We start from the raw sequence: 25,566 nt of genomic DNA on the forward strand, positions 1-25,566 counted from the left end.
TCAATTAAAATAAGCTGATAAAAGCACCATCTATCGCTAGCGCCTCCCGAAACGAGTGGTAGAATCATCGGTTTTGACGTTAATGAACGGCCAAATTCCCCTTGGCCATATTGGAGTAAGTGATGAAACACACTGTCGAGGTGATGATCTCCGAGGCCGAAGTCGCCGCCCGGATCGCCAAATTGGGTGAAGAGATCACCGCCCGTTATCAGGGCTCTGATGAAGTGGTGATGATCGGCCTGCTGCGCGGCTCCTGCGTATTCCTGGCAGACCTCAGCCGTCAGTGCCAACTGCCCATCACCCTGGATTTTATGACCGCCTCCAGCTATGGCTCCGGTATGCACAGCACCCGTGACGTGCGCATCCTCAAAGATCTGGATGACGACATCAAGGGCAAGGATGTGGTGATTGTGGAAGACATCATCGACACCGGTTACACCCTCAACAAGGTGCGGGAGATCCTCTCCCTGCGCGAGCCAAAATCCCTGGCCATCTGCACCCTGCTGGACAAGCCGTCCCGCCGCGAAGTGCAGGTACCGGTTGACTGGATTGGCTTCGCCATCCCGGATGAATTCGTGGTGGGCTGTGGCATCGACTACGCCCAGAAGTACCGCAATCTGCCTTTCATCGGCAAAGTGGTACCCCAGGAGTAAGCCAGGCTCAGTCATATCTGGATGAAGTGGCCCCGCGCCGCTTCATCATCTGCACAGGCGGCCTCGGCCGCCTTTTCTGTATCGAGATGGCATCTGTCATCACAGAGGTTGCAATGAACGCACTGGAAATAAGCGGCCTGAAAAAGACCTATCAGGGGGGCGTCGAAGCCCTGAAAGGCATTGATCTCACTGTCCAGCAGGGAGATTTCTTTGCCCTGCTCGGGCCCAACGGCGCGGGTAAGTCCACCACCATAGGGGTCATCAGCTCGCTGGTGAACAAGACCCAGGGCAAGGTGAAGGTGTTCGGCTACGACATCGACACCGAACTGGAGCAGGCCAAGGCCCAGCTCGGCCTGGTTCCCCAGGAGTTCAACTTCAGCCAGTTCGAGAAGGTGATCCAGATTGTCACCCATCAGGCCGGCTTCTATGGCGTGCCCAAAGCCGAGGCCAAGATCCGCGCCGAGAAGTATCTGCGCCAGCTCGATCTGTGGGACAAGCGCGACATGCCGGCCCGTACCCTCTCCGGTGGCATGAAGCGCCGGCTGATGATCGCTCGCGCCCTGATGCACGAGCCCAAGCTGCTGATCCTGGACGAACCGACCGCCGGGGTGGATATCGAGATCCGCCGCTCCATGTGGACCTTCCTCAAGGAGCTCAACGCGCAGGGCGTCACCATCATACTCACCACCCACTACCTGGAAGAGGCGGAGATGCTGTGCCGCAACATCGGCATCATCGACAAGGGTCGCCTCATCGAGCACACCAGCATGAAGAAGCTGCTGGCCAAACTGGGCCGCGAGACCTTCATGCTGGATCTGGCGCCGGGCTCCGCCGTGCCGAACCTGCCCGAGTTCAATGGCCGGATGCAGGACGAGCGCACCCTGGAAGTGGATCTGGACAAGAGCCAGTCTCTCAACAGCCTGTTCGAGCAGCTGTCGAGCCAGCAAGTGCAGGTGCTGAGCATGCGCAACAAGGCCAACCGGCTGGAAGAGCTGTTCGTCAGCCTGGTCGAAGAGGGGAGAAAAGCATGAATCTGACCACCTATTACATCGCCTTCAAGAGCATTCTGGCCAAGGAGATCAGCCGCTTCACCCGGATCTGGATCCAGACCCTGGTGCCGCCCGCCATCACCATGAGCCTCTACTTCGTCATCTTCGGCAACCTCATCGGTTCACGCATCGGTGACATGGGGGGCTTTAGCTACATGGAGTTCATCGTGCCCGGCCTCATCATGATGTCGGTCATCACCAACTCCTACTCCAACGTCGCCTCCTCCTTCTTCAGCGCCAAGTTCCAGCGCAACGTGGAGGAGCTGCTGGTGGCCCCTGTGCCCAACTACGTCATCATCGCCGGCTATGTAGGCGGTGGCGTGGCGCGCGGCCTCTGTGTCGGCCTCATCGTCACCCTGGTGTCGCTGTTCTTCGTGCCGCTGCAGATCCATCACCTGTTCAGCGTCTGCATCACGGTACTGCTGACCTCGATCCTGTTTTCCCTCGGCGGGCTCATCAACGCCGTGTTTGCCAAGACTTTCGACGACATCAGCATCATCCCCACCTTCGTGCTGACGCCGCTCACCTATCTGGGCGGAGTCTTCTACTCCATCACCCTGCTGCCGCCCTTCTGGCAGGGCGTCTCCCAGGTGAACCCCATCATCTACATGGTGAACGCGTTCCGTTACGGCTTCCTCGGTATCTCCGACGTGCCCCTCGGCACCGCCTATCTCATCATCATCGGCTTTATCGTGGCGCTCTACGGTCTGGCCTGGTGGCTCATCTCCCGCGGTACCGGGCTGCGCCACTGAGTGGCAGGTTCGCACCGTTCAAGGGGCGCCCGTATGGGCGCCCTTTTTATTGCGCTCACTCAGGGTAATTGCGGCACCGTCCGGCAAAAACGGAAATTGATCGCCCGGATATCGTCAAACTCATTGCGGCTCAATCGGGAATTGTTACAATTCCAGCCTCTCTATAAAGAGGTACCCTATGCCTGCCTATGTGCGCATGCTGGCCAACCTGGCCCTGGGGGGATTCTTCATCGCCTCGGCGGGTTTCAAGCTTGCGTCCCCTGCCTTGTTCGTCGAACAGATCGCGGCCTTCGGGTTGATCTGGTCGCCGCTCATTCTGCCCGCCGCCTGGGGCCTGATCGCCCTGGAGCTGTGCGCCGGGCTCGCGGTGGTAGCCAATCGCCGCTGGGGACTCTGGCTGGTGATCGCCCTGCTTGCCCTGTTTATCCCCGTGCTGGGTTACGGCATCGCCATCGGGCTCGATATCTCTTGCGGCTGTCTTGGCAAGGCGGATCTCAGTTCGCTGCCGGAAGCCATCCTGCGGGATCTGCTGCTGCTGACGCTTGCGGGCGCCCTGTTGCGTACCTCCCGCCCCGTTTTTCCTGCTATCAAGGAGTAGTCACATGATGACATTGCGATCCCGTACCCTGCTGGCTTCCGTCATTGCCGCCAGCTTCGCCCTCGCCGGCTGCGGCGACAACCAGTTCGAGCAGGAGGTCAAGCTGGAGCAAACCGCGGTACAGCTCTCCCAGGAGGCCCAGCAAGGAGGCTACCAGCTGCTGACCGTGGCCGAGCTGAAGACCCGGATGGATAAGGGTGAAGAGCTGGTGATCATCGATACCATGCCCTATGAAGACTCCTTCAAGAAGGAGCACATCCCGGGTGCCAAGAACTTCGTCTTCGTGAAGGAAGCCAAGTCCGGCGACGACTGGAGCGAAATCGTGGAAGGCAACGGCACTCCCGAACAGTTCCAGGCCCTGCTGGGTGAAGACAAATCCCGCCCCGTGGTGATCTACTGCGGCTTTGTCAAATGTGGCCGCAGCCACAACGCGGCAGCCTGGGCGGTGACCCAGGGCTATCAGCAAGTCTACCGGGTACCCGGCGGTATCTTCGCCTGGAAAGGGGCCGGCTACCCCGTCTCCGCCGAATAAGCTCCTCGCCCCCGAATGAAAGAAGCCCGCTGTTGCGGGCTTCTTTATATATCCGGTTTGCTCAAGTCAGGGGATCAGGATTTGACGGTGACGACGCGGTTGTCGATGAGGCGGGCCTTGCCGAGATAGGCCGCCATCAGGATCACCAGCTGGCGGCTCTGATCGGTGGCGGACTCCAGAGTGTCGGCATCGACGATATCGATGGCATCGGTGCGAAAACCGGCGTTGTCGAGTCGCTGGCTGGCCTGGGCCACCAGGGAGGGCAGATAGCTATCTCCCGCCTCGATCTGCTCGGCAATCCAGTTCATGGTGCGCGCCAGCTCGGGGGCGATGGCGCGCTCGGCGGCGGTCAGATAACCGTTGCGCGAAGAGAGCGCCAGCCCGTCTTCGGCCCGCACCGTGGGCACGCCGACAATCTCGATGGGCATCGCCATGTCGGCCACCATCTTGCGAATGAGCGCCAGCTGCTGGTAATCCTTCTGGCCGAAGCAGGCCACGTCCGGCTGTACCAGGTTGAACAGCTTGGTGACCACAGTGCTGACGCCGCGGAAGTGGCCCGGGCGCAGCGCCCCTTCCAGCAGGCTGGAGAGACCCGGCACCTCGACGAAGGTCTGGCTCGCCAGCCCCTGCGGGTACATGATCTCCGGGGTCGGCGTGAATACCATGTCGACACCGGCGGCCTCCAGGGCGGCGCAGTCCTGCTCCAGGGTGCGCGGGTAGTTGGCAAGATCCTCGGCCTTGTCGAACTGCATCGGGTTGACGAAGATGCTGACCACCACCTTCTCGGCGTGGCCGTGCGCCTCCTTCACCAGGGTCAGATGGCCCTGGTGCAGGTTGCCCATGGTGGGCACGAATGCAATGGCACGCCCTTCACGACGCCATTGGCTAATCTGTTCACGCAAAACGACGGGATTGTTTACGACCAACATCAGCAGTTCACCTTCCAAATCAAAAGAGAGACGGGTTACATCAGCCAAAGAGAGATGGCGAAGCGGGGGCACAGGCCCCCGCTCATGGCAATACGACATCCGGTCAGTTGAAGCAGTGCTCCGGACCGGGAAAGCTCCCCTCGCTCACCTGCTGCACATAGAGGCGGACGGCGGCACGCACATCCCCGGTTTCGGCCAGGAAGTTCTTGGTGAACTTGGGCACATAGCCGGAGGTGATGCCAAAGGCGTCGTGCATCACCAGGATCTGGCCGTCGGTAGCCGGACCTGCACCGATGCCGATCACCGGGATGCGCAGCGCCTTGGTGATGCGCTCGGCAAGCGCAGTGGGCACACACTCGAGCACCAGCAGCTGGATGCCGGCCGCCTGCAACTCGAGGGCCTGACGGTAGATCTCCTGGGCCTGGAACTCGTCACGCCCCTGTACCTTGAAGCCACCAAATACATGGACGGATTGCGGGGTAAGGCCCAGGTGGCCGCACACCGGCACCCCGTTACGGGTCAGGTGGCGAATGGTGTCACACAACCAGTCACCCCCTTCCATCTTCACCATGCGGGCACCGGCTGCCATCAGACGGGCGGCGTTCTGGTAGGTCTGCTCCGGGGTGGCATAGCTCATGAACGGCATGTCGGCCACCACCAGTGCCTGGCTGGCACCACGGGCGACACAGCGGGTGTGATAGACCATCTCGTCCATGTTGACCGCCAGGGTATCCTGCCCCCCTTGCAGCACCATGCCCAGTGAATCACCGATGAGCAGGACATGTGCCCCCTCATCATCAAACAGCTTGGCGAAGGTGGCATCATAGGCGGTAATGGCGGTGAACTTCTGACCATCCTGCTTCATCTTCAGCAGGCTGGCGGTGGTGATCTTGCTCATAAAGGCTCCTGTTCGTCTGCGCCGGAGGCAATGATGGCGAGACCATTGCGCGGGCAGCGGGCAACCAGTTGGGCGAGCGGGGTGCCGCAGGGCAGCACCAGAGCGGGCGCGATCTCGGCCAGGGGCAAGAGCACGAACTCTCGCTCCTGCATGCCGTAATGGGGAACGATGAGGCGCTCGTGATTGATCACCCGATCGCCGTAGAGCAGCAGATCGAGATCCAGGGTTCTTGGCCCCCAGCGCTCATCTTTGCGCACACGTCCTTGTTCCAGCTCGATTTTTTGTAGTTGGTCCAGCAGTGCCAGCGGCGCCAGCCGGGTAGTGAGCCGGGCCACGGCATTGACATAGTCCGGCTGATCAGCCGGCCCCATGGGGCGGCTGCTGTAAAACGACGAGGCCTGCTGCAACTCAGTCTCCGGCAATGCCGCCATAGCCGAGATGGCGCGGCGAGCCTGGCCGAGCGGGTCAGCCAGGTTGGAGCCGATGGCGATGAAGACCTCGCTCATCATGGCCGTGGTCACTCGGCGGCGGCTTTCGGCTTGCGACGGCGGGGACGACGGCGGTTGCGGCTGTTGCTGCTGCGTTTCTCACCATCACCGCCACGGGCTGCACCGCTCTGACCGCGCTCACCGCTTGCCGGGCGGCGGGTCGCTTCCCGCTGCAATTGCGGGCGCACGTCCGGATTGGAGGCCACATAGCGCTCCCACCAGCTGGAGAGCTCGCCGAGGCCGCGCTCGACCCGGTTGCGCAGCAACAGGAAGTCAAACGCCGCACGGAACTTGGGGTGCTCCATGGTGCGCTCGGGGTGACGGCCCTGACGGCGGGTCAGCCTCTGCTGCAGCGCCCAGATGTCGCGCACGTCCGTGGTGAAACGACGGGGCACGGCGATGATCCGCACCTGGGTGTCCAGCACCTCGTTGACCGCCAGCATGAAGGCGTCATACCAGGGCAGGCCGCTCTCGTTCTCCAGCACCCGACCACGGGCCTCGACACAGCCCCACAGCAGGGTGGCATACAGGAAGGCGGGTGTAACCCGCTTCTCTTCACGCACACGGGTATCGGTATCGATCAGCGCCTGCTCGATGAACTGCTCGTAAGGGGAGTTGCCGTGCGGGGTAAAGAGCGCGGCCACCTGAGGGAACAGTTGCTGGAACAGGCCGTACTCGCGCAGCAGCTTGTAGGTCGCCAACGCATCGCCGGCCAGGAACAGCTTGAGGGTCTCCTCGAACAGACGCGCGGCCGGAATATCCTGCAGCAGCGGCGCCAGCTCCCTGATGGGGGCAGCGGTGCGCGGGCTGATGGTCATGTCCAGCTTGGCGGCAAAGCGCACGGCGCGCAGCATCCGCACCGGATCTTCGCGGTAGCGGGTCTCGGGATCGCCGATCAGTTCCAGCTTGCGCTCCGCCAGATCTTCCAGCCCACCCTCGAAATCGTGCAAGGTGAAATCCTTGACGCTGTAGTAGAGAGCGTTGACGGTGAAGTCGCGGCGCTCGGCATCCTCTTCGATGGTGCCGTAGACGTTGTCGCGCAGCAGCATGCCTTCATCAGATTGGGCCGACACATGTTTGCTGGTATTGACCTGATGGTGGTGACCCCGGAAGGTGGCCACTTCGATCACGTCACGACCAAAGACGATGTGGGCCAGGCGGAAGCGACGGCCAATCAGGCGGCAGTTGCTGAACAGTGCCTTGATCTGCTCCGGCGTCGCATTGGTGGCGATGTCGAAATCCTTTGGCGTCTTCCCGAGCAGCAGATCCCGGACTCCGCCGCCGACCAGGTAGGCGTCATAGCCTCCCTTGTTCAGGCGATAGAGCACCTTGAGTGCATTTTCGCTGATCTCTTTGCGCGAAATCGGGTGCTGATCACGGCTCAAGGTACGACGTTGACCGGCGACACGGGCCGGAATGGGGGACTCCACCGACTGCTCGCCGTCTTCCTTGCCGAGCACCTTGCGGCAAAAGTTTGCGATCTGGGAAAAAATGGTACACCTCTTCATGACTTCTAAATTGACGGGAGGCCAAAAAATAGCGGCCTATCATAGCTCAGCACTTATCAAATGAAAAACCGAATGGCCCGCTCAGCCAGCCTCCAGCGGGATCTTCTGGCAGGAGGGGACGCGTGCGAGCCGCCAGTTGGCCACGGCCCAGCGGATCATCTCCGCCACCGGACTCGCCATCAGCTCGGGCGGCGGGCACTGGCCGAGAAAGTGCAGGGCCCGCCACAGGGCCGGACGCACCTCATCTTGAGCCAGTGCCGGGGCATGGTTCTGCTTGGAGAGCTTGTTGCCATCCGCCAGCACCGCCAGCGGCAGATGCACCCAGTCGGGCACGGTGGCCCCCAGGGTCTGGTAGAGGGCAATCTGGCGCACCGTGGGCTCCAGCAGATCGGCGCCGCGCACTATCTCGGTGATGCCGCAGTCCATGTCATCCACCACCACCGCCAGGTTGTAGGCATAAAGCCCATCCCGGCGCCGGACGATGAAATCCTCCTCCGCCAGAGCTGCAGGCACCTCTATGTGTCCCTGCAACCCATCCTCGAAGCGATAGACGGGGTGACGCTGGCGCAGGCGGGCAGCGACGCCCTGCGCGCCCCCTGTCACCGAGAGGCCCAGCTCGCGGCAGTGGCCGTTGTAAAAACCGCCGCTGGCCATGATCTCGCGCCGGGTACAGCGGCACCAGTAGAGATCGCCGGCCCGATAGAGCTGGTCGATGATCTCGTCATAGCGGGCATGGCGCCGGCTCTGGTACATCACTTCCCCATCCCACTCGAGGCCATACGCTTCAAGGGTCTGAAGGATAAGGTCGGCAGCCCCCGCCATCTCTCTCGGCGGATCTATGTCTTCGATGCGCACCAGCCAGCGCCCGCCCCGGGCCCTGGCCTGCAAAAAGCTGCCGAGGGCCGCAATCAGGGAGCCAAAATGGAGCGGCCCCGACGGAGAGGGGGCGAAGCGGCCGACATAGGGGCGCGTTTGGGATGACAAAGGGGTATTCACTGGCATGGCGATTCGGGTAAACAACTCATTGAGGCTGCATTCTGGATGGCGCCACCCAAAAGCTCAATAAAAAAGGGAGCCTGCAAGCTCCCTTTCATCGTTCAGACAGACACCATCAACCGGCCATCTGCTTTTCCTTGATCTCGGCCAGCGTCTTGCAGTCGACACAGAGGTCGGCGGTCGGACGGGCTTCCAGACGACGGATGCCGATCTCGATGCCGCAGTGCTCGCAGTAACCGAAATCATCGTCTTCAAGCAGCTGCAAGGTCTTCTCGATCTTCTTGATCAGCTTGCGTTCACGATCGCGAGTACGCAATTCGAGAGCGAACTCTTCCTCTTGCGCGGCACGATCCACGGGATCCGGGAAGTTGGCAGCCTCGTCCTTCATATGATCAACGGTGCGGTCAACTTCCTGCATCAGTTGGTTGCGCCAGGCACCCAGGATCTTGCGAAAATGCGCCTTCTGTTGGTCATTCATGTACTCCTCACCCGGTTTTTCCTGGTAAGGGGCGACACCCGCAATGGCCAGGGGGCCCAGAGATTTCCTGTTTTCGCCTGTTGGCATGCCCTGTCTCCTAATTCAGCACGCTACCCGTGCCATCCATAAATTGAGGGCGACATCTATAGCAGAAGGGTAACGGGTAAGCAAACGAGCCGTACCAATTATGTTACCCACTCCAATATTTATGAACTCCCCTCGGGTAGCAGGTGGCTGGCTTCAAACGGGATAAATCCTTGAGCCACCATGCCTTGCACCCCAACATGGGGCCGATAGCATAAAATTTCAACCCCTGCCGCAATTGACTGCTCAATTAGCAGACTATAGTGCGGATCTATATGGGTTGCAGGCCTCATTCTGGTTATTCCCGAGTGCAAAACCATAAAGAGCAGCACGGCCCTGTGCCCCGCCGCCTTCATGGCCATCAATTCACGCAAGTGCTTGGCGCCGCGGGCGGTCACCGCATCGGGGAAGAACCCCATGCCAGCCTCTTCCCGCTCGTCCAGCAGGGTCACCGACTTCACTTCAATGTAACAACTGGGCCTTTCATCATCTTCCAGCAACAGATCGATGCGGCTGTTCTCCTCGCCATATTTCACCTCGGTGCGCAGGCGGGCATAGCCGGCCAGCGGCGCGATGGCGCCCTGTTCGATGAGCTCGCGGGCGATCTGGTTGGCACGGGCCGTGTTGACGCAGATGAAGTGTCCCGCCGGGCTCTCGGCAATTTCCCAGCTGTGGGGCAACTTGCGCTTGGGGTTGTCGGAAGTGGAGTACCAGACCCGGGTGCCCGGCTCGGCGCAGCCGGTCATGGCGCCGGTGTTGGCACAGTGGATGGTGATCTGCTCGCCGTTATCCAGCACCACATCGGTGAGGAAACGCTTGTAGCGGGCGACCAGCTGGCCCGATTGCAGAGGCGGTTCAAATATCATGGGGTCATCCTCTCTCTTCTTCTTTAACCCGGGCGCGCAGCGGCCAGCAAGCGAGCGGCTCGTAACGCACGCCATCCGGGGTGGAAACCGACTGGTAGAGGCAGAAGCGATCGGCCTGCAGCACGAAATCCGGTGCCGGCAGGGTGGACGGCGCCTCGCTCGCCTTGCGCGACAGGGTGACATGGGGCCGATAACCCTGCTCGCCATTGCCAAGGCGCAGCTTCTCGCCGTGACGGCGCAGTGCCCGGGCCAGCACGTTGAGATCGTTGGGCCACTCTTTAGGGCCGATCCAGGCCGCCCTGGCCCGGCCAAACCAACCGGTCTCGTTCAGGTGAATGGCAAGCGGCGGACAGTGCTGGCGATCCACGGCGGCGATGAGGCGACGGGTGGTCACCTCGTCCGCCTCCCCCAGAAACGCCAGAGTCAGGTGAAGGTTCTCCCCGGGAACCGGTTGGCCTGGCCAGGGCAGCCGGTCACGCCAGGCGATGAGTTCGGAAGCCAGTCCCTCGACGGGCAGGGCAAAGAAGAGTTTGGCCATTGCGCGGATAGATGCCTTTTTCTCGTTCATGGAGGGGCCATTCTATGGCAGCGGGGCGGCGCCTGTCTCGGCGTCCGGCCGAGCTATGTCCGCCCCGGCCACAGGCGCTCACGGTAGTGGACGGGGTTGTGGCAGAATAGGCGCCGTTTTGAAGGTGCCACAGAAGGTTTTCATCGCTTTGTCCCAGCTTCCCATCGAGTCGGTGCTGCCCGCACTGTTTGCCGCCATCGACCAGCATGCCTCCGTGATCCTGCAGGCGCCCCCGGGCGCGGGCAAATCGACCCTGCTGCCGCTGGAGCTGGTACGCCAGCACCGGCTGCCAGGTCGCATCATCATGCTGGAGCCCAGACGCCTTGCGGCGCGCAACATCGCCAGCTTTCTCGCCCGCCAGCTCGGCGAGAAGGTGGGTGAGCGCATCGGCCTGCGGGTGCGTGGCGAGAGCCGCACCAGTGCCGCCACCCGGCTCGAAATCGTGACCGAGGGGGTACTGACCCGGATGCTGCAGCAAGATCCCGAGCTCAGTGGCGTCTCCCTGGTCATCTTCGACGAGTTTCACGAGCGCAGCCTCCATGCCGATACCGCCCTGGCGTTTGCCATCGAGAGCCAGCAGGGGCTGCGGGATGATCTCAAACTGCTGGTGATGTCCGCCACCCTGGATGGCATGGCCCTTGAGGCCCTGCTGCCGGATGCCCCCGTCATTCGCTCCGAGGGGCGCGGCTTTCCCATCGACTACCACTACCGCCCCGCCAATCGCCAGCAGTGGCTGGAACCCCAGGTGGGCGCCGTGGTGCTGGAGGCGCTGGCGGCTCACGATGGTAGCCTGCTGGTGTTCCTGCCCGGACAGGGTGAAATCGAGCGACTGGCGCAATGGCTGGCAGAACGCCTGCCGGAAGCGGTGCTGCTCGCCCCCCTCTACGGTCGCCTCGACATGGCGGCGCAGCAGGCGGCCATCGCACCGGCACCGGCGGGTCGCCGCAAGCTGGTGCTCACCACCAATGTGGCTGAGACCTCCCTCACCATCGAGGGGATCTCGGTGGTCATCGACAGCGGGCTGGAGCGACGGGCCTCGTTCGATCTGAAAAGCGGCATCACCCGGCTGGAGACCCGGCCGATCGCCAGGGCCTCCGCCACCCAGCGGGCCGGCCGGGCCGGGCGTCTTGGCCCGGGCGTCTGCTACCGGCTCTGGAGCAGCGAGGTGCAGGAGCGGCTCGCCGAGCAGAGTCCGCCCGACATCCTCACCCAGGAGCTGACCGGTCTGTTGCTGGATGCCGCCCAGTGGGGCGCCAAGGTTGACGATCTGCCGCTGCTGGACAAGCCCCCGGCGGCCGCCGTGGCCAGCGCCCAACGGCTGCTGGTATCACTCGGCGCCATGAAGGCGGAAGGCGAGCAGCAACTCACCCCGGCCGGCCGCGCCATGGCCGCCTTCGGTACGCACCCGCGCCTCGCCCGCATGTTGCTGCGGGCCCGCGAGCTGGAGCGCGAGGGTCTGACAGGGATTGTCGCCGATGCCGCTTTCCTGGTGGCGCTGCTGGAAGAGGATCTGCGAGGATCGGAGCGCCTCTCCGTGCTGTTCCATCGCCGTCAGGGGGCCCTGCGACAAGGCGCTGCTCGCTGGTTCGAGCGGCTTGGCGCGAGGCCCTCACAGGCGCAAGGCCAGTGGTTGGGGCTGCTCTGCGCCCTCGCCTGGCCGGATCGCATCGGCAAGCTGCGCAGCGCCAGTCGTTATCAACTCAGTGGTGGGGTGAGCTGCGATCTGGTAGAAGGTCATCCATGCCAGGGGCAAGGGGCACTCATCGCCATCGAGATGGGGCAGAACGAGCGCGGCAGCCGCATTTTCATCGCCGAACCCGTCGAGCTGGAGGAGTTGGTGCGCCAGTTGCCGGAACTGGTGAGCGAGCGCCAGTGGTTTGACTGGGACGAGCGGGAAGAGCGGGTGCGGGCCGAACGCCAGCAGGTGATCGGCGAACTGGTGCTTAGCCAGCGGCCGCTCACCGAGCTCTCCGATGAGCAGAAGGGGCGCTGCCTGCTGCAGGGGATCCGGCGCAAGGGGCTGCACGTGCTGCCCTGGGACGAGGGGAGCGAAGGGCTGCTGGCTCGTCTGCGCTGCGCCCGCGACTGGCTGCAGGATGAAGCCTGGCCCGCCATGGACGAGGAGAGTCTGCTGGCGACCCTTGAGCAGTGGCTGCTGCCGGCGGTAAGCGGCATGACCCGGCTGGAGCAGCTCAAAAAGCTCAACCTGACCGAGATCCTGCGCCAGTCCCTGCCCTGGCCGCTGCCCAGACGGCTGGACGAGGCGCTGCCAAGCCACTTCAGGGCGCCGACCGGCAGCCGGGTGCGGATCCGCTATCAACCGGGTCAGGCCCCAGTGATCCCGGTGCGCATTCAGGAGATGTTCGGTCAAGCGGCCACCCCCTGCGTGGCCGATGGCCGGGTGCCCCTGGTGGTGGAGCTGCTCTCCCCCGCCCAGCGACCGCTGCAGATCACCGCCGATCTCGCCGCCTTCTGGGCCGGCTCCTACGAGCAGGTGAAAAAAGAGATGAAGGGACGCTACCCCCGCCACTACTGGCCGGACAATCCGCTGGAAGCGATGCCGACCAGGGTCACCAAGAAAAAGATGGGGCTGCAGGAGTAGCCCGCGAATGTCGGCCTGATGACAGGCCACGCGCCGGGGCAGTCAGTGTTACCCCGGCGAGCAGGATCAGTTCATGGCAGGGAGCATGCCCGCTTGGCCACAGAGGCCGGCGAGGCATGACCCCGCAATGGCGACATAACAAGTAAAAGAGGATTCATGGCAACCCAACGACGCAAACGCACGCCCAAGAAGGCGGCGGCTCCCAAGCGCACCATCTGGCGCAAGCTGTTCTGGCTTGGCTTCAAGCTCTCCCTGGTGGGGGCCGCCTTTATGGTGGTCTTCGGTATCTATCTCGATACCAAGGTGCGCGAGCGGTTTGACGGCGAGAAGTGGCAGCTGCCGGTAATGGTCTACAGCCGACCGCTGGAGCTCTACCCGGGGCAGCGCCTGTCGCGGGATCAGATGGTGCGCGAGCTCAACATGCTGAGCTACAAGCGGGTGCGTCAGCCCCATACCCCGGGCGAGTACACCATCAACGGCAATCGCATCGAGCTGGTGCGTCGCCCGTTCGAGTTTTATGACGGCGCCGACGGCGCCCGCGGCCTGCGCCTCTCCTTCAACGGCCCCCGTCTGGAGCAGATCCAGTCGCTGGAGAACCAGCGCCAGCTCGGCTACGCCCAGATGGACCCGGTGCTGCTCGATCGCCTCAACACCGAGGATCGGGAGGATCGCCTGCTGGTACGCCTCTCCGAGGTGCCTGACAGTCTGCTGGTGACCCTGCTCACCACGGAAGATCGAGAGTTCTACCAGCATGGCGGCGTCTCGCCGGTGGCCATCATGCGCGCCATGTTTGCCAACCTGGTCGCGGGTCGCACCGTGCAGGGGGGCAGTACCCTGACCCAGCAGCTGGCCAAGAACTTCTTCCTGACCCGCGAGCGCAGCCTGTGGCGCAAGCTGCAGGAAGCCTACATGGCAGTGCTGATCGACTATCGCTACAGCAAGGACGAGATCCTGGAGTCCTACCTCAACGAGGTCTATCTGGGGCAGAACTTCTCGCAAGGGGTCTACGGCTTCGGGCTCGCCTCCTACTTCTACTTCGGCATTCCGGTCAACGAGCTGGATATCGATCAGGTCGCCCTGCTGGTGGGCCTGGTGAAGGGCCCCTCCTATTACGATCCCTGGCGTTTCCCGGAGCGGGCCAAGGCGCGCCGCGACCTGGTGCTGAAGCTGCTGATGGATCACGGCAGCCTGACCCAGGCCGAGTATGAACTGGCCAGCAAGCAGCCCCTTGGTATCATCGCCCGGGGCCAGATGAGCTATGGCCGCACCCCGGCCTTCATGGGCCTGCTCAAGCGGGAGATCCAGAGCCGCTTCGGCTCAGATCTGCTCAAGCAGTCCGGCCTCAAGATCTTCACCAGTCTGGATCCCATCGCCCAGCACGCCGCCGAGCGGGCGGTCGAATCGGGCCTGGCCCAGATCGAGAAACAGCGGGGCAAGAAGAAGCTGGAGGCGGCCATGGTGGTCTCCGACTGGCATAAAGGCGAGGTAGTCGCACTGGTGGGTGGCCGGGATCCCCGCTACGCCGGCTTCAACCGGGCGCTGGATGCCCGCCGTCAGATAGGCTCTCTGGTCAAGCCGGCGGTCTACCTGACCGGTCTCTCCAACGGACTGACCCTGGCGACCCCGCTCAAGGATCAGCCGATCCGCATTCGCGGCCAGGATGGCCAGCTGTGGACACCGCAGAACTACGATCGCAAGTTCCGCCAAAGCGTGCCGCTGATGGATGCGCTGGCCAGCTCCCTCAACGTGCCGACCGTCAATCTCGGTCTGCAGGTGGGACTGGAGAAAGTGGTGGATACCCTGCACAAGATGGGAGTCGAGCAGGAGATCCAGCCCTATCCGTCCCTGGTGCTGGGGGCAGTCGCCCTGTCACCGCTGGAGGTGAACCAGATGTACCTGCCCATCGCCAACCGCGGGCTGACCCAGCCGCTGTCGGCCATCCGCGCCGTGGTGAAGGGGGATGGCACCCTGATTTATCGCCATGACGAGGGGGCCAAGCAGGTGACGGATCCCCAGGCAAGCTGGCTGACCCTGTTTGCCATGACCAAGACGGTGAGCCAGGGTACGGCACGGGCCCTCAGCGCCCGGTTCCCCGGTGCCACCATGGCGGGCAAGACAGGTACCACCAACGAGCTGCGCGACTCCTGGTTTGCCGGGCTGGACAACAACGAGCTGGTGAGCGTCTGGGTCGGTCGCGACGACAACACTCCGGCGGGACTGACCGGCTCCAGCGGTGCCCTGCAGCTGTTCAGTGGCTATATGAGCCAGCGCGGCGTCAACAGCCTGGGGCTGAAGACGCCGGAAGGGGTAAGCTGGGCCAACTTCTCCCGCGCCAACGGCGCCCATGTTGCCAGTAACTGCCCGGGCAGCCTGCAGGTGCCGGCCAAGACCGCCACTCTGGGCACCCCGATCAGCTGTGCCAGCAGCCCCTCACCGCGCAGCACGCTGGACGAGTGGTTCGGTGGTTTCTTCAACTAACAGGACGAGACGGGCAGCCCAGGCTGCCCGTTGACTATTTATTACTGCAGACAGGGAGTCATCATGACCTTGCCACTGTTTGAGGCCATCCACCATGTGGCCATCATCGCCAGCGATTACGAGCGTTCGCGCCACTTCTATCACCAGGTGCTGGGGTTGCCCATCATCTGCGAAACCCTGCGCGAAGCCCGCCAATCCTGGAAGCTGGATCTGGCCCTGCCGGATGGCAGCCAGCTGGAGCTGTTCAGTTTCCCTAATCCCCCCGCTCGCCCTTCTCAACCTGAAGCGTGCGGCCTGCGCCATCTCGCTTTTCGGGTCGGCGATATCGATCGGGTCATTGCCCATCTGCAGCGCCACGGCATCGAGGTGGAGGCAGTGCGGGTAGACGAGCTGACCGGCAAGCACTTTACCTTCTTCGCCGATCCCGATGGGTTGCCACTGGAGCTTTACGAGTCAGGTCGCTGAATGCCAGAGGTGGTCGCAACCTCTGCAAACCCACGGCAGGCGAGGGAAAACTCGCCACTTTGTTGTATCAAGGGGGTATCAAAGCCGCATGGCGAACGAGTCCATCAATGGCATGCGGCCAATGACCGTTGAAAGATGGTCATTTAACATCACATCGCTATAATATCCGCCTGCAAACCTGATACTAACAATCAAGGAATTATCATGAGCCTGAACCTGGTACCGGCTGGCAAGAGCCTGCCCGACGATATCTACGTCATCATCGAAATCCCGCAGAATGCCGACCCGATCAAATACGAAGTCGACAAGGACAGCGGCGCAATTTTCGTGGATCGCTTCATGTCTACCCCCATGTTCTATCCGTGCAACTACGGCTATGTGAACGCGACCCTCTCCCTGGATGGTGACCCCGTCGACGTACTGGTTCCGACCCCCTACCCGCTGCTGGCCGGCTCCGTCATCCGCTGCCGCCCAGTTGGTGTACTGAAGATGACCGACGAATCTGGCGAAGATGCCAAGATCGTTGCCGTGCCGCACTCCAAGCTGACCAAGCAGTACGACCACATCCAGGATGTGAACGATCTGCCGGAGCTGCTGCGCGCCCAGATCCAGCACTTCTTCGAGCGCTACAAAGAGCTGGAAGCAGGCAAGTGGGTCAAGGTAGAAGGCTGGGGCGACAAGGCCGAAGCCGAAGCCGAGATCAAAACCTCTGCCGAACGTTACGCTGCCAAGTAAGCGTACCGGTCGATAAAAAGGCGCCTTATGGCGCCTTTTTTATGGATGGTGACGATGGCTGGCCGGACATTTCTCCGCCAGGATTCCCCTGAATATATATTTCCCGCCCATCTTGCTGGTAGGGGCGATAGTAGTTTCCCCCGCAGCGATACCCTCCTCCCTGCTGACTCATCAGCTCACAATTGACCGGCAATACTTCCAGCCACTTGATGGCCTGCTGGAAGCGCAGCCACTCCTGCCACTCATGCTCGCGCGCCAGCTGATCCCGCAGGGCAAAGGCATCTATTTTCTCTCCACCCTTGCTGACGATCACCGGCCCGGCCAGCGCCGGCAGGCTCAGCAAGCCAAATAGCCATACCATCAAAAGCTTCATATCCCCTCCAGAGCGACTTAATTTCACAATTAAATTTAAAGGCGCATCAATCTGTTATCCCGATCACAAAACGAAACATCCTCAAACCGCCGCCGGCTCACCTAGTTGTTAATTATCGTTCCCGGCAGGAAGCATCACCATGAAGCCGCTACTCGGTCTGCTGTTAAGCCTGAGCCTCTGCACCTGCGCCATCGAGGCCAGCGAGATCAACCTGAGCTGGCAGTGGCAATCGAGCGATGGCCAGTTCAAACACTTCCAGCTGACCACGGACGATCGGGTGATGGCCGCCAGTCGCCACGATATGAACCTGCTCGACGCCTCCCTCACCAACCCGCTGGAGACCCTCTATGCCTATATAAGCCCACGCCTCTACAACAGCATCAACCTTATCAACCAGAACAGCCCGGAGACCGCCACCAAGTTTCGCAATCTGGAACAGGCCTTCACGGTCCACGACGACAGCGTGGAGTCGCTGCTGTTCTGGCAAGCCTACCAGCAGTATCAGGACGATGCGTTTTACCAGATGCGGGTGATCCCTTGCGTACATCCGGCCAACCGCAAGCTCCCTTGCGTGCGCCCCGATTACTCCCAGCTCTTTTATCACTACAAGAGCGATCTCAAGCCGCTGGCACGGCAGTTCGCCGCCAAGGATCTGGCCACCAGCATCAATCTGCTGCAGGAGTGGCTTAACGCCATCCCGACCCGCCCGGAACAGATGGATCACTTCTCACCGCCGCTGCAGGCCCTGCAGGAGAACAAGGCGGACAGCGACGAGAAGGCGCTGCTGATGGCGAGCCTCTTGGCCGAACTGGCACCGCAATACGTGCTCAGCATCATCTACCCGAATATCAGCATCGGCAGCGTCTCCCCCGCCTGGCTGGCCATCACCGCAGACAGCGGCGTGCCCGGCGATATTGTGGTGATCAACAATCAACGCCACGTCTTGCTGACCGGCTCCCCCCTGCTGGCCCAGCAGATGACCATGGCCAGGATCCCCCTCATCAGCGAGTCCCTCTACTGACCCTGACACCTCAGACCAGCCGCCAATTCATTGATTTTTATTGCTGCCATGCCATTCTTGCCGCCCTTGCCAGCCAGTCTCCTGACTGGCGGGGCGTCTGGCTATCCATGTCACGATCTGATTTAACACTTTTTAAACAGATCCGATCAGTTTAGGATGAAACTCGCCCATTCCCTCAACCAGCAACTCGTTATAACATAACAAATGGAGTGTCATCCGGATGAAACATCTCGTACTTACTCTGGCGCTGCTGCCCTGCCTGGCCTTTGCCCACAACATCAAGGAAGCGAGCCAGGTGCCGCTGGTCAATATCAGTGACAAGGGCGAGCTGGTACTCAATGGCAAGGAGATTGGCTACCAGCCGTGGCAGAGCAAGACGCTCAGCGGCAAGGTCTTCATGATCCAGCATATCGCTGGCCGCTCCAGCGCCAAGGAGCTCAACGCCCCCATGATCGAGGCGATCAAGGCTGCCAAGCTGCCTCACGACAAGTACCAGACCGTCACCATCATCAACAGCAATGATGCCATCTGGGGCACTTCGGGCTTTGTGAAGAGCAGTGCCGAAGACAGCAAGAAAGAGTTCCCCTGGTCCGCCATCGTGCTGGATGCCAAGGGCATGGCACGCAACGCATGGGATCTGGCGCCGGAAAGTTCAGCCATCATCCTGGTAAATAAAGATGGCAAGGTGCTGTTTGCCAAAGATGGCCAGCTCGATGCCAACAACATCTCAACCGTGATGGGGCTCATCCAGTCCCATCTCTGATATCAGAGAGAAGGGCGCTGATAGCGCCCTTCCCATAAGGGTCTATGGGTCGTTTCAAGCGAATAATCTGGGTCTTGCTGCTGGGCTGGTTGTGGTTGCAACCCGCCCTGGCCCAGCACCCCCTTGACGCCTCCCTGCCCGGACACGATCACCACTGCCTGATCTGCGCCCTCCATCTGGATGGCAATCAGGCTATCCCTCCTTCGATTCAACTCCTTCCCCCCACCGCCACCTGGTGGCAGCCTGTCGACATCATACCGACGGTACCCCCTCGCCAGGTCGCCCACGCCTATACCATCCGTGCTCCGCCCCGCACTGCTTTCCTGTTCCCATCCATCTGAATTATTTGTTTTTTAAAAGGATTCACAATGAAAGCAGTTACCCTGTTGCTGGCCGCAGCGGCCTTTGGTGCACACGCACATCACGACGAACACGACGGCCATGGCCACGGTGCCCACGAGCACGGTCACGGCCACCTCAATCTGGTGCTCGACGGCAACCAGCTGATGCTGGAATTTCAGGCCCCGGCCGCCGATCTGGTGGGCTTCGAGCACGCGGCAAAGAACGATGAAGAGAAGGCGCAATACGCCAGGGCGGTGGATCGCCTCAAACAGCCGGACACCCTGTTTCGCTTCGCACCGGCGGCGGGCTGCAAACTGACCCAGCAGGAGCTCAATGCTGCCAATAAAGCACACGACCATGACCATGACCATGACCATGACCATCAAGAGTCTGACGGCGGCCACGATGATCACCAGCACGATGAGGCTGGCCACGCCGATATAGGCGCCATGTATACCTATACCTGCGCGCTGCCGGACAAGCTCGTCGAGCTGGAGGCCACTCTGTTCAGCGTCTATCCAAGCCTGGAGAAGCTGAGCGTGCAGGGTATTTTGCCCACAGGCCAGACCGCTGCCGAGCTGACCCCCTCCGCCAACCAACTGAGCTGGTAACGTCATGAAAAACGCCGTGGTTGAGATCCGCGATCTGGCCTTTGCCTGGCCGGGTCATGAGGCTGTACTCGATCTGCCCGCCCTCACCATCACAGAGGGTGAGCGGGTGTTTATCAAGGGCCCCTCGGGCTCCGGCAAGTCGACCCTGCTCGGGTTGCTTGCCGGGATCCAGACCGCCAACCACGGCACCCTGGAGGTGCTGGGCCAACCGCTGGCCCGGCTCTCCGGCCGTGCCCGTGACCGGTTCCGGGCGACCAATCTGGGTTACATCTTCCAGCAGTTCAACCTGCTGCCGTTTTTATCAGTTCTCGACAACGTCACCGCCGCCCTCACTTTCTCCCCCGAGAAGCGGGCGCGCCTGCGTGGCAGTGCCGGCGCTGAGGCCCGGCGACTGTTGACGGAACTGCAGCTGCCCCAAGAGGCGTTGCACAGGCCCGTCCATGCCCTCAGCATCGGCCAGCAGCAGCGGGTGGCCGCCGCCCGTGCGCTGATCGGCTCACCACCGCTGGTGATCGCCGATGAGCCCACCTCGGCCCTCGACACCGACAACCGGGCCGCCTTTATCAGGCTCTTGTTCGAGGAGTGCGACAAGCAGGGCTCGACCCTCATCTTCGTCAGTCATGACCCCAATCTGGAGCCCCTCTTCCCCCGGGTGGAAAACCTGCAACAGCTGAACAGGAGGGCCACATGCTGAAACTCGCCCTGCAAAGTCTCTGGGCCCGTCGCCTCACTGCCGGCCTCACCCTGCTGGCGGTGGCCATCAGCGTCACCCTGCTGCTCGGGGTGGAACGGGTGCGCAGCCAGGCGCGCGAGAGCTTCGCCAACACGGTATCGGGAACCGATCTCATCGTCGGCGCCCGCTCCGGCCAGGTGAATCTGCTGCTCTATTCTGTGTTTCGCATCGGCAATCCCACCAACAACGTGGGCTGGGATGCCTATCAGGCCATCAAAACCAGACCCGGCATCGCCTGGACCATTCCCCTCTCCCTCGGTGACTCCCACAAGGGTTTTCGGGTGCTCGGCACCAATGGCGACTACTTCACCCACCTCAAATACGGCCGACAACAGTCGCTGCAGATGAAGGAGGGGCGCCCGTTCGGCACGCCATTCGAAGCGGTGCTCGGCGCCCAGGTCGCCGAGAAACTAGGCTACCGGCTTGGACAATCCATCGTCATCGCCCACGGTGCCGGCAATACCTCGTTCAGCCAACACGACAACCTGCCGTTCAAGGTGGTGGGCATTCTGGCACCGACCGGCACGCCCATCGACCGCACCATCCACGTGCCGCTGGCCGGCATCGAGGCGATCCATCTGGGCTGGGACACTGGCCGTCACAGCAAAAATGTGACCGCCGAGCAGGCGCTGGCCCAGGATCTGACCCCCAAGACCATCACTGCCTTCATGGTGGGCCTCAGCAACCGGATACTGGCGTTCCAGCTGCAGCGCAGCGTCAACACCTACCGGGGCGAGCCGCTGATGGCGATCCTGCCGGGCGCCGCCCTGCAGGAGCTGTGGAGCCTGATGAGCGTGGCCGAAACGGCACTCTCGGTGATCGCCGGTTTCGTGGTGGTGGCGGGCCTTATCGGCATGCTGACCACCTTGCTGGCCGGACTCAACGAGCGGCGCCGCGAGCTCGCCATTCTAAGATCCCTCGGCGCCGGACCGGCCCACCTGTTCCTGCTGCTGACGCTGGAGGCAATGGCCCTCACCACAGCGGGCATCGCCCTCGGGGTCGCCACCCTCTATGCCGGACAGGCCCTTGCCACCCCCTGGCTGCTCGGTCACTATGGCCTGCAATTGAGCCTGGGACTGCCGAGCGCCTACGAGTGGCAACTGCTGGGGCTGGTGTGGCTGGCCGGCATGGTGATAGGCCTCTTGCCTGCTGCCCGCGCTTACCGCTACAGCCTGAGCGATGGCATGAGCATCCGCGTCTAGCAATGACGCCGTGAACAACAAGAGAAGGACACACGATGAAGTGGAAAATCGCGGCGCTGCTGGCCAGCCTGCTGGTGCTGCCGGCCCTGGCCGCCGACTACAAGACCATCGACTGGGATGTGCTGATCCCGGAAGGGGAGAAACTGCTGCCACCGCCCCAGGTCAATCACGAAGACCCCATGTCGGTGCCACAGCCGGTCGGGGGCGTGAACAAGAAACTGGACAGCCAAGATGTGCGCATTCCGGGCTTCGTGGTGCCGCTGGAAGGGGATGCCAAAACCATCACCGCCTTCCTGCTGGTGCCCTATTTCGGCGCCTGCATCCATGTGCCGCCGCCCCCTACCAACCAGGTGATCTATGTGAACTACCCCAAGGGGGCACCGGTGGATGACCTGTGGGACGCCATCTGGGTGAAGGGCAAGATGCACACCGTCAGCTCCAGCCACGAGATGGCCACCGCCTCCTACTCGATGGATGCGGTCGAGGTGAGCGTTTACGAAGAGTAAGAGTCAGATCTCAAAAAAAGCGGCCTCTGTGGAGGCCGCTTTGTTATCTTGCTCCCCGGCTTGGAGTAACATTCCCCCCTGAACCTGTGCTAATGGAGTCAGCATGGCCGATCTGCCCCCACCCAAGAAAGAGAGTTCCATCCTGAGCAGCCAGGAGCAGACCCTGCGCCTGGCCCGCAGCCGTGGCATCGACGGTATGCTCACCCGCAACACCGACAGCACCTTCGAGCAGCGTGCCACCTTTCGCCAGCTGGCGGATCAGGCCGCCCGCCAGCGCAACCTGGAAGCCATCATGGTGATGGCCTCCCGCCACTGCGCAGAGACCGCCGCCGGCGGCGAGATGGACAGTGACTGGCTGACCCGCTTCCTGCAACTGGCGGAAGACATCAGCATGGTGCCCATGCAGCAGCTGTGGGGCCGCATCTTCGCCATCGAGGTCGCCACACCGGGGCGCTTCTCCATCCGCGCCCTGACCACCCTGAAAGAGATGACCCAGCGCGAGGCCCAGCTGTTCCAGCGACTCTGCTCCCTCTCATGCCACTATCTGGGCAGCGACGAGCAGCGCCTGCTGCTGGGGCTGCACAAGGGGGGCAGCCTGCTCAGTCGTGCCAAGGTGACCCGCCTCGGCCTTGGCAAATACCGGCTACCCTACAACGCCCTGCTGCAGCTGTTCGAACTCGGCCTGCTGCACCGCGGCGAACTGGAATCCGGCCCCCTGCCCGCTGACGGGGTGGAGCTGGAGTTTGGCAACCAGCGCTGGCACCTGCACCACAAACAGGCCAACCTCACCCTGCTCTACTACCGCCTGACCCCGGTCGGCAACGAGCTGGCCCAATTGCTGCAAGAGCCGCCGCTGGAAGAGTATCTGCAGGACCTCAAAACTGTGCTGGCGCAGGGGATGCAGATCGAAGTTCAGCCACTCGTCAATGACTCCCCCTCTGCCGAACCCGATACTCACCCCTGATCCTCTGGCGGGGCGGCACACGCCCTGCCACTTGCGGCTCCCGACCGGGCCGACATGGCTCACATGCGCAATAGACCCCGGGCTACATTTTCCGGCGCCCTTGCGGATGATAAATACGAGAGCCTCGTATGGAATTAGTCCGTTAATAAGATACAAATCAATTGCATTTTTTTGGTGGCACCTGCATGGCAATGAGTCTTGATGTAGATCAAAATTCAACCACTACTGCTCGGGAGCCAAGCCATGCGAGTCAATCAACCGATTACCCAACGCGAACGCCTCTACCCGGATCACCAGAACCTCATCTCCACCACGGATCTGGAAAGCCGCATCACCTACGCCAATGAGGAGTTCTGCGATATTGCGGGCTTCACGCCGGACGAGCTGATTGGGCAACATCACAATATGGTTCGCCACCCCGATATGCCCAAACAGGCCTTCGCCGATCTTTGGCGCCACATCAAAGAGGGTAAATGCTGGATGGGGCCGGTAAAAAACCGCTGCAAGAATGGCGATCATTACTGGGTCAGCGCCTTCGTCACCCCCATCAAGGATGCCAGTGGTCGGGTGGTCGAATATCAGTCGGTACGCACCGCGCCAAGCGAAGATCTCAAGCAGCGAGCCGAACGTATCTATGCCGATCTGCGCAATGACAAGCTGCCGCTGGCACTCAAGCTGCCGACCTTCTCCCACACTCTGACCATCAACCTCTGCCTGCTGGTGAGCCTGATTGCCATGCTGAGTCTGGAATACAACCGCGAGATGAGTTGGCATCTGGCACTGGCAGCTCTCCCGCTGGCACTGGCCGCCATCGTTATCAATTGTCTCTCCCGTCGCCTGGGCAAGCTCAACAAAATGGCCCGCAGCCGCTTCGACAATCCTCTGATGCAGCTGCTCTACACCAACAAGGTGGACAACGTCGCCGCCATCGAACTTTCCATGATAATGAATCAGGCCGAGTTCAATGCCGTACTGGCGCGTACCGAACAGACCTGCAGCATCATTCTGCAGGCTGCCGAGGGCGATCTGCGCAACGCCGAGTCCATCACCAACAACCTGCAGCAACAGCAGGGTGAAACCAATCTGGTGGCCACCGCCGTCAACGAGATGTCGGAGTCAATCCGCGAGGTCTCTCACAGCTCCAGCGAATCCTCCTGTCTGCTGGACGAGACTGCCGACCTGTTCAAGGACGGCAATCGCAGCGTGACCGAAACGGTGACTGCCGTGGCCGGTATGAACAGCGAACTGATGACCTCCAAGAGCGTGATCAATGCCCTGGTCGGCCACTGCCGGGATATCGACGGCATCCTCGACGTGATCAACAACATCGCCAACCAGACCAACCTGCTGGCTCTCAATGCCGCCATCGAGGCCGCCCGGGCCGGCGAGGCAGGCCGCGGGTTCTCGGTCGTCGCCGACGAGATCCGCGCACTGGCCATCAAGACCCAATCCTCCACCAGTGAAATCCAGAAGATGATCACCGAGCTGCAAACCAGTGCCGCCAATGCCGAGCATGCGATGGAGAAAGGCTGCCAACTGTCGGAGAGCTGCCAGCAGAAAGCGTCGGCCACCGGCACCATACTGCAGCAGATCAACAGCATGCTGCAGCAGGTCTCCTCCGGCAGCGGCCAGATTGCCCAGGCGGTGCAGGAGCAATTTCACGTCACGGAAGAGATCAACCGCAATGTGCTCAGCATCAAGACCCTGGCCGATGACTCCAGCGTCGGCAGCCAGCATGCCGTGCACGGCATCACCCGGCTGGTGAGCCAGTTAAACGATCTCGACCGGCTGGTGCGCCAGTTCCAGAAAGCCCCCCCGGCCACCCAGCGTCGCCACGAAATGCCGCTTGCAGACGCCGTGCCGGTACGCCAAGCCAGATAGCCCCCACGAGCAATCGCCGCAGAAAAACCATATGGGCCCGCAGGCCCATATGGTTTTTTAACGCCAGCAAGCAACCGACAAACTGATTGGCGACGCTCCCGATTTCACCTCCCGACTTCGCCCCTCTCTCTGATGCGAACTCGGTGTTGAGATGCCCCAGCCCCACCCGCTATTGATTAATTTATTGATCTTGCTCAGAAAGCGAGTGTTTCCCACTTTCCCCCATAGCCCCGTTCGGTAACATAGCCACTTGGCAACCTCTTGTTAGAGTCAGCCATGAGCCAAGCCAGAGCCATATCGCAGGTAAAAATCAGCTGGCTGAAATACTGGCCGGTAGCCTTATCGATGCTTTCCATGGCACTTTTAGATAGTGGTAATGGTTGCTCCAAGAGATGAAGTACAGCGAACATATTCAGCTCCAAAGATGGCTAGCCACACATTAATTTAAAATTTGCATTTCCATATCTGTGATCAGGTTGAATGAAGTTATA

The 25,566-nt window shown here is 61.7% G+C and carries 27 protein-coding genes; 18 read left to right on the plus strand and 9 right to left on the minus strand.

Features of this window, described 5'->3' with window-relative positions; all coding sequences use genetic code 11:
• Positions 1-122 precede the first annotated feature (122 nt).
• From hpt to LA321_RS02770, 5 genes are all read left to right on the plus strand, one after another.
• On the plus strand, positions 123-653 hold the full coding sequence (gene hpt / locus LA321_RS02750) for a hypoxanthine phosphoribosyltransferase (RefSeq protein WP_026456183.1): 531 nt from the start codon (positions 123-125) through the stop codon (positions 651-653).
• A 113-nt stretch (positions 654-766) separates the two neighbouring features.
• On the plus strand, positions 767-1,684 hold the full coding sequence (locus tag LA321_RS02755) for an ABC transporter ATP-binding protein (protein ID WP_042071356.1): 918 nt from the start codon (positions 767-769) through the stop codon (positions 1,682-1,684).
• Positions 1,681-2,454, plus strand: a complete 774-nt coding sequence (locus LA321_RS02760) for an ABC transporter permease (RefSeq protein WP_026457884.1) — start codon at positions 1,681-1,683, stop codon at positions 2,452-2,454. Before LA321_RS02755 ends, LA321_RS02760 begins: the two co-directional genes overlap by 4 nt.
• A gap of 178 nt (positions 2,455-2,632) precedes the next feature.
• The gene (locus LA321_RS02765) at positions 2,633-3,052 is read left to right on the plus strand and encodes a MauE/DoxX family redox-associated membrane protein (protein ID WP_042071233.1); all 420 of its coding nucleotides are present in this window, start codon (positions 2,633-2,635) and stop codon (positions 3,050-3,052) included.
• A gap of 4 nt (positions 3,053-3,056) precedes the next feature.
• Positions 3,057-3,584, plus strand: coding sequence for a rhodanese-like domain-containing protein (locus LA321_RS02770; RefSeq protein WP_042071231.1), 528 nt, complete (start codon positions 3,057-3,059; stop codon positions 3,582-3,584).
• Between the two features lie 74 nt (positions 3,585-3,658).
• Here LA321_RS02770 and panC read toward each other — a convergent pair whose 3' ends face one another.
• The 8 genes from panC to thpR all read right to left on the minus strand — a co-directional run bounded on the left by panC (position 3,659) and on the right by thpR (position 10,369).
• Positions 3,659-4,513, minus strand: a complete 855-nt coding sequence (panC, locus tag LA321_RS02775) for a pantoate--beta-alanine ligase (protein ID WP_042071353.1) — start codon at positions 4,511-4,513, stop codon at positions 3,659-3,661.
• A 103-nt stretch (positions 4,514-4,616) separates the two neighbouring features.
• The gene (panB, locus tag LA321_RS02780; RefSeq protein WP_042071229.1) at positions 4,617-5,411 is read right to left on the minus strand and encodes a 3-methyl-2-oxobutanoate hydroxymethyltransferase; all 795 of its coding nucleotides are present in this window, start codon (positions 5,409-5,411) and stop codon (positions 4,617-4,619) included.
• A complete protein-coding gene (folK, locus tag LA321_RS02785; RefSeq protein ID WP_042071351.1) occupies positions 5,408-5,917 on the minus strand; it encodes a 2-amino-4-hydroxy-6-hydroxymethyldihydropteridine diphosphokinase in 510 nt (169 codons plus the stop codon). The genes panB and folK overlap by 4 nt, the downstream gene beginning before the upstream one ends.
• A gap of 11 nt (positions 5,918-5,928) precedes the next feature.
• Positions 5,929-7,407, minus strand: a complete 1,479-nt coding sequence (gene pcnB, locus LA321_RS02790) for a polynucleotide adenylyltransferase PcnB (RefSeq protein WP_042071226.1) — start codon at positions 7,405-7,407, stop codon at positions 5,929-5,931.
• Positions 7,408-7,488: 81 nt separating this feature from the next.
• Positions 7,489-8,409 (minus strand): tRNA glutamyl-Q(34) synthetase GluQRS, encoded by a 921-nt coding sequence (gluQRS, locus tag LA321_RS02795; protein WP_042071224.1) that lies wholly within the window; start codon positions 8,407-8,409, stop codon positions 7,489-7,491.
• A gap of 109 nt (positions 8,410-8,518) precedes the next feature.
• Positions 8,519-8,968 (minus strand): RNA polymerase-binding protein DksA, encoded by a 450-nt coding sequence (gene dksA, locus LA321_RS02800; protein WP_005335644.1) that lies wholly within the window; start codon positions 8,966-8,968, stop codon positions 8,519-8,521.
• A 119-nt stretch (positions 8,969-9,087) separates the two neighbouring features.
• A complete protein-coding gene (sfsA, locus tag LA321_RS02805; RefSeq protein ID WP_042071223.1) occupies positions 9,088-9,831 on the minus strand; it encodes a DNA/RNA nuclease SfsA in 744 nt (247 codons plus the stop codon).
• A 4-nt stretch (positions 9,832-9,835) separates the two neighbouring features.
• Entirely contained in the window at positions 9,836-10,369 is a 534-nt protein-coding gene (thpR, locus tag LA321_RS02810; protein ID WP_042071220.1) for an RNA 2',3'-cyclic phosphodiesterase, read from the minus strand.
• A 178-nt stretch (positions 10,370-10,547) separates the two neighbouring features.
• Here thpR and hrpB point away from each other — a divergent pair, with 178 nt between their 5' ends.
• From hrpB to ppa, 4 genes are all read left to right on the plus strand, one after another.
• Entirely contained in the window at positions 10,548-13,001 is a 2,454-nt protein-coding gene (gene hrpB / locus LA321_RS02815) for an ATP-dependent helicase HrpB (protein WP_042071218.1), read from the plus strand.
• 156 nt (positions 13,002-13,157) lie between these two features.
• Positions 13,158-15,479, plus strand: a complete 2,322-nt coding sequence (gene mrcB, locus LA321_RS02820) for a penicillin-binding protein 1B (protein ID WP_042071216.1) — start codon at positions 13,158-13,160, stop codon at positions 15,477-15,479.
• 63 nt (positions 15,480-15,542) lie between these two features.
• On the plus strand, positions 15,543-15,944 hold the full coding sequence (gene gloA2 / locus LA321_RS02825; protein WP_042071213.1) for an SMU1112c/YaeR family gloxylase I-like metalloprotein: 402 nt from the start codon (positions 15,543-15,545) through the stop codon (positions 15,942-15,944).
• 204 nt (positions 15,945-16,148) lie between these two features.
• Positions 16,149-16,679, plus strand: a complete 531-nt coding sequence (gene ppa, locus LA321_RS02830) for an inorganic diphosphatase (RefSeq protein ID WP_042071210.1) — start codon at positions 16,149-16,151, stop codon at positions 16,677-16,679.
• A 25-nt stretch (positions 16,680-16,704) separates the two neighbouring features.
• Here the strand turns inward: ppa and LA321_RS02835 are convergent, their stop codons facing one another.
• Positions 16,705-17,052, minus strand: coding sequence for a hypothetical protein (locus LA321_RS02835; RefSeq protein WP_042071208.1), 348 nt, complete (start codon positions 17,050-17,052; stop codon positions 16,705-16,707).
• A 139-nt stretch (positions 17,053-17,191) separates the two neighbouring features.
• Here LA321_RS02835 and LA321_RS02840 point away from each other — a divergent pair, with 139 nt between their 5' ends.
• The 9 genes from LA321_RS02840 (at position 17,192) to LA321_RS02880 (ending at position 25,075) form a co-directional block, all read left to right on the plus strand.
• Entirely contained in the window at positions 17,192-18,073 is an 882-nt protein-coding gene (locus LA321_RS02840; RefSeq protein WP_042071206.1) for a hypothetical protein, read from the plus strand.
• A gap of 220 nt (positions 18,074-18,293) precedes the next feature.
• Positions 18,294-18,836, plus strand: a complete 543-nt coding sequence (locus tag LA321_RS02845) for a YtfJ family protein (protein ID WP_042071204.1) — start codon at positions 18,294-18,296, stop codon at positions 18,834-18,836.
• Between the two features lie 44 nt (positions 18,837-18,880).
• On the plus strand, positions 18,881-19,177 hold the full coding sequence (locus LA321_RS02850) for a DUF2607 family protein (RefSeq protein ID WP_082043398.1): 297 nt from the start codon (positions 18,881-18,883) through the stop codon (positions 19,175-19,177).
• A 27-nt stretch (positions 19,178-19,204) separates the two neighbouring features.
• Positions 19,205-19,789, plus strand: a complete 585-nt coding sequence (locus LA321_RS02855) for a DUF2796 domain-containing protein (protein WP_042071199.1) — start codon at positions 19,205-19,207, stop codon at positions 19,787-19,789.
• A 4-nt stretch (positions 19,790-19,793) separates the two neighbouring features.
• Positions 19,794-20,483: an ABC transporter ATP-binding protein gene (locus LA321_RS02860; protein WP_042071196.1), complete on the plus strand. Its 690-nt coding sequence runs from the start codon at positions 19,794-19,796 to the stop codon at positions 20,481-20,483.
• Positions 20,477-21,724 (plus strand): ABC transporter permease, encoded by a 1,248-nt coding sequence (locus LA321_RS02865; RefSeq protein WP_042071192.1) that lies wholly within the window; start codon positions 20,477-20,479, stop codon positions 21,722-21,724. The genes LA321_RS02860 and LA321_RS02865 overlap by 7 nt, the downstream gene beginning before the upstream one ends.
• 35 nt (positions 21,725-21,759) lie before the next feature.
• Entirely contained in the window at positions 21,760-22,230 is a 471-nt protein-coding gene (locus LA321_RS02870; RefSeq protein WP_042071190.1) for a DUF3299 domain-containing protein, read from the plus strand.
• 103 nt (positions 22,231-22,333) lie between these two features.
• On the plus strand, positions 22,334-23,194 hold the full coding sequence (locus tag LA321_RS02875) for a TIGR03899 family protein (protein ID WP_042071188.1): 861 nt from the start codon (positions 22,334-22,336) through the stop codon (positions 23,192-23,194).
• Positions 23,195-23,437: 243 nt separating this feature from the next.
• Positions 23,438-25,075 (plus strand): methyl-accepting chemotaxis protein, encoded by a 1,638-nt coding sequence (locus LA321_RS02880; protein WP_042071187.1) that lies wholly within the window; start codon positions 23,438-23,440, stop codon positions 25,073-25,075.
• The last annotated feature ends 491 nt before the right edge of the window (positions 25,076-25,566 follow it).

It is taken from the genome of Aeromonas enteropelogenes (genome assembly GCF_020097295.1).
In the GTDB taxonomy this organism is placed as follows: domain Bacteria; phylum Pseudomonadota; class Gammaproteobacteria; order Enterobacterales; family Aeromonadaceae; genus Aeromonas; species Aeromonas enteropelogenes.

Excerpts from the sequence above, each read along its gene's own strand:
- dksA (WP_005335644.1), bottom strand. The coding sequence starts at position 8,968 with ATGCCAACAGGCGAAAACAGGAAATCTCTGGGCCCCCTGGCCATTGCG.
- LA321_RS02760 (WP_026457884.1), top strand. The coding sequence starts at position 1,681 with ATGAATCTGACCACCTATTACATCGCCTTCAAGAGCATTCTGGCCAAG.
- LA321_RS02860 (WP_042071196.1), top strand. The coding sequence starts at position 19,794 with ATGAAAAACGCCGTGGTTGAGATCCGCGATCTGGCCTTTGCCTGGCCG.
- LA321_RS02855 (WP_042071199.1), top strand. The coding sequence starts at position 19,205 with ATGAAAGCAGTTACCCTGTTGCTGGCCGCAGCGGCCTTTGGTGCACAC.
- LA321_RS02840 (WP_042071206.1), top strand. The coding sequence starts at position 17,192 with ATGAAGCCGCTACTCGGTCTGCTGTTAAGCCTGAGCCTCTGCACCTGC.
- LA321_RS02765 (WP_042071233.1), top strand. The coding sequence starts at position 2,633 with ATGCCTGCCTATGTGCGCATGCTGGCCAACCTGGCCCTGGGGGGATTC.
- folK (WP_042071351.1), bottom strand. The coding sequence starts at position 5,917 with ATGAGCGAGGTCTTCATCGCCATCGGCTCCAACCTGGCTGACCCGCTC.
- LA321_RS02755 (WP_042071356.1), top strand. The coding sequence starts at position 767 with ATGAACGCACTGGAAATAAGCGGCCTGAAAAAGACCTATCAGGGGGGC.
- LA321_RS02865 (WP_042071192.1), top strand. The coding sequence starts at position 20,477 with ATGCTGAAACTCGCCCTGCAAAGTCTCTGGGCCCGTCGCCTCACTGCC.
- LA321_RS02770 (WP_042071231.1), top strand. The coding sequence starts at position 3,057 with ATGATGACATTGCGATCCCGTACCCTGCTGGCTTCCGTCATTGCCGCC.
- ppa (WP_042071210.1), top strand. The coding sequence starts at position 16,149 with ATGAGCCTGAACCTGGTACCGGCTGGCAAGAGCCTGCCCGACGATATC.
- LA321_RS02875 (WP_042071188.1), top strand. The coding sequence starts at position 22,334 with ATGGCCGATCTGCCCCCACCCAAGAAAGAGAGTTCCATCCTGAGCAGC.
- LA321_RS02880 (WP_042071187.1), top strand. The coding sequence starts at position 23,438 with ATGCGAGTCAATCAACCGATTACCCAACGCGAACGCCTCTACCCGGAT.
- panC (WP_042071353.1), bottom strand. The coding sequence starts at position 4,513 with ATGTTGGTCGTAAACAATCCCGTCGTTTTGCGTGAACAGATTAGCCAA.
- gloA2 (WP_042071213.1), top strand. The coding sequence starts at position 15,543 with ATGACCTTGCCACTGTTTGAGGCCATCCACCATGTGGCCATCATCGCC.
- LA321_RS02870 (WP_042071190.1), top strand. The coding sequence starts at position 21,760 with ATGAAGTGGAAAATCGCGGCGCTGCTGGCCAGCCTGCTGGTGCTGCCG.
- sfsA (WP_042071223.1), bottom strand. The coding sequence starts at position 9,831 with ATGATATTTGAACCGCCTCTGCAATCGGGCCAGCTGGTCGCCCGCTAC.
- LA321_RS02845 (WP_042071204.1), top strand. The coding sequence starts at position 18,294 with ATGAAACATCTCGTACTTACTCTGGCGCTGCTGCCCTGCCTGGCCTTT.
- mrcB (WP_042071216.1), top strand. The coding sequence starts at position 13,158 with ATGGCAACCCAACGACGCAAACGCACGCCCAAGAAGGCGGCGGCTCCC.
- panB (WP_042071229.1), bottom strand. The coding sequence starts at position 5,411 with ATGAGCAAGATCACCACCGCCAGCCTGCTGAAGATGAAGCAGGATGGT.
- LA321_RS02850 (WP_082043398.1), top strand. The coding sequence starts at position 18,881 with ATGGGTCGTTTCAAGCGAATAATCTGGGTCTTGCTGCTGGGCTGGTTG.
- hpt (WP_026456183.1), top strand. The coding sequence starts at position 123 with ATGAAACACACTGTCGAGGTGATGATCTCCGAGGCCGAAGTCGCCGCC.
- thpR (WP_042071220.1), bottom strand. The coding sequence starts at position 10,369 with ATGGCCAAACTCTTCTTTGCCCTGCCCGTCGAGGGACTGGCTTCCGAA.
- LA321_RS02835 (WP_042071208.1), bottom strand. The coding sequence starts at position 17,052 with ATGAAGCTTTTGATGGTATGGCTATTTGGCTTGCTGAGCCTGCCGGCG.
- pcnB (WP_042071226.1), bottom strand. The coding sequence starts at position 7,407 with ATGAAGAGGTGTACCATTTTTTCCCAGATCGCAAACTTTTGCCGCAAG.
- gluQRS (WP_042071224.1), bottom strand. The coding sequence starts at position 8,409 with ATGCCAGTGAATACCCCTTTGTCATCCCAAACGCGCCCCTATGTCGGC.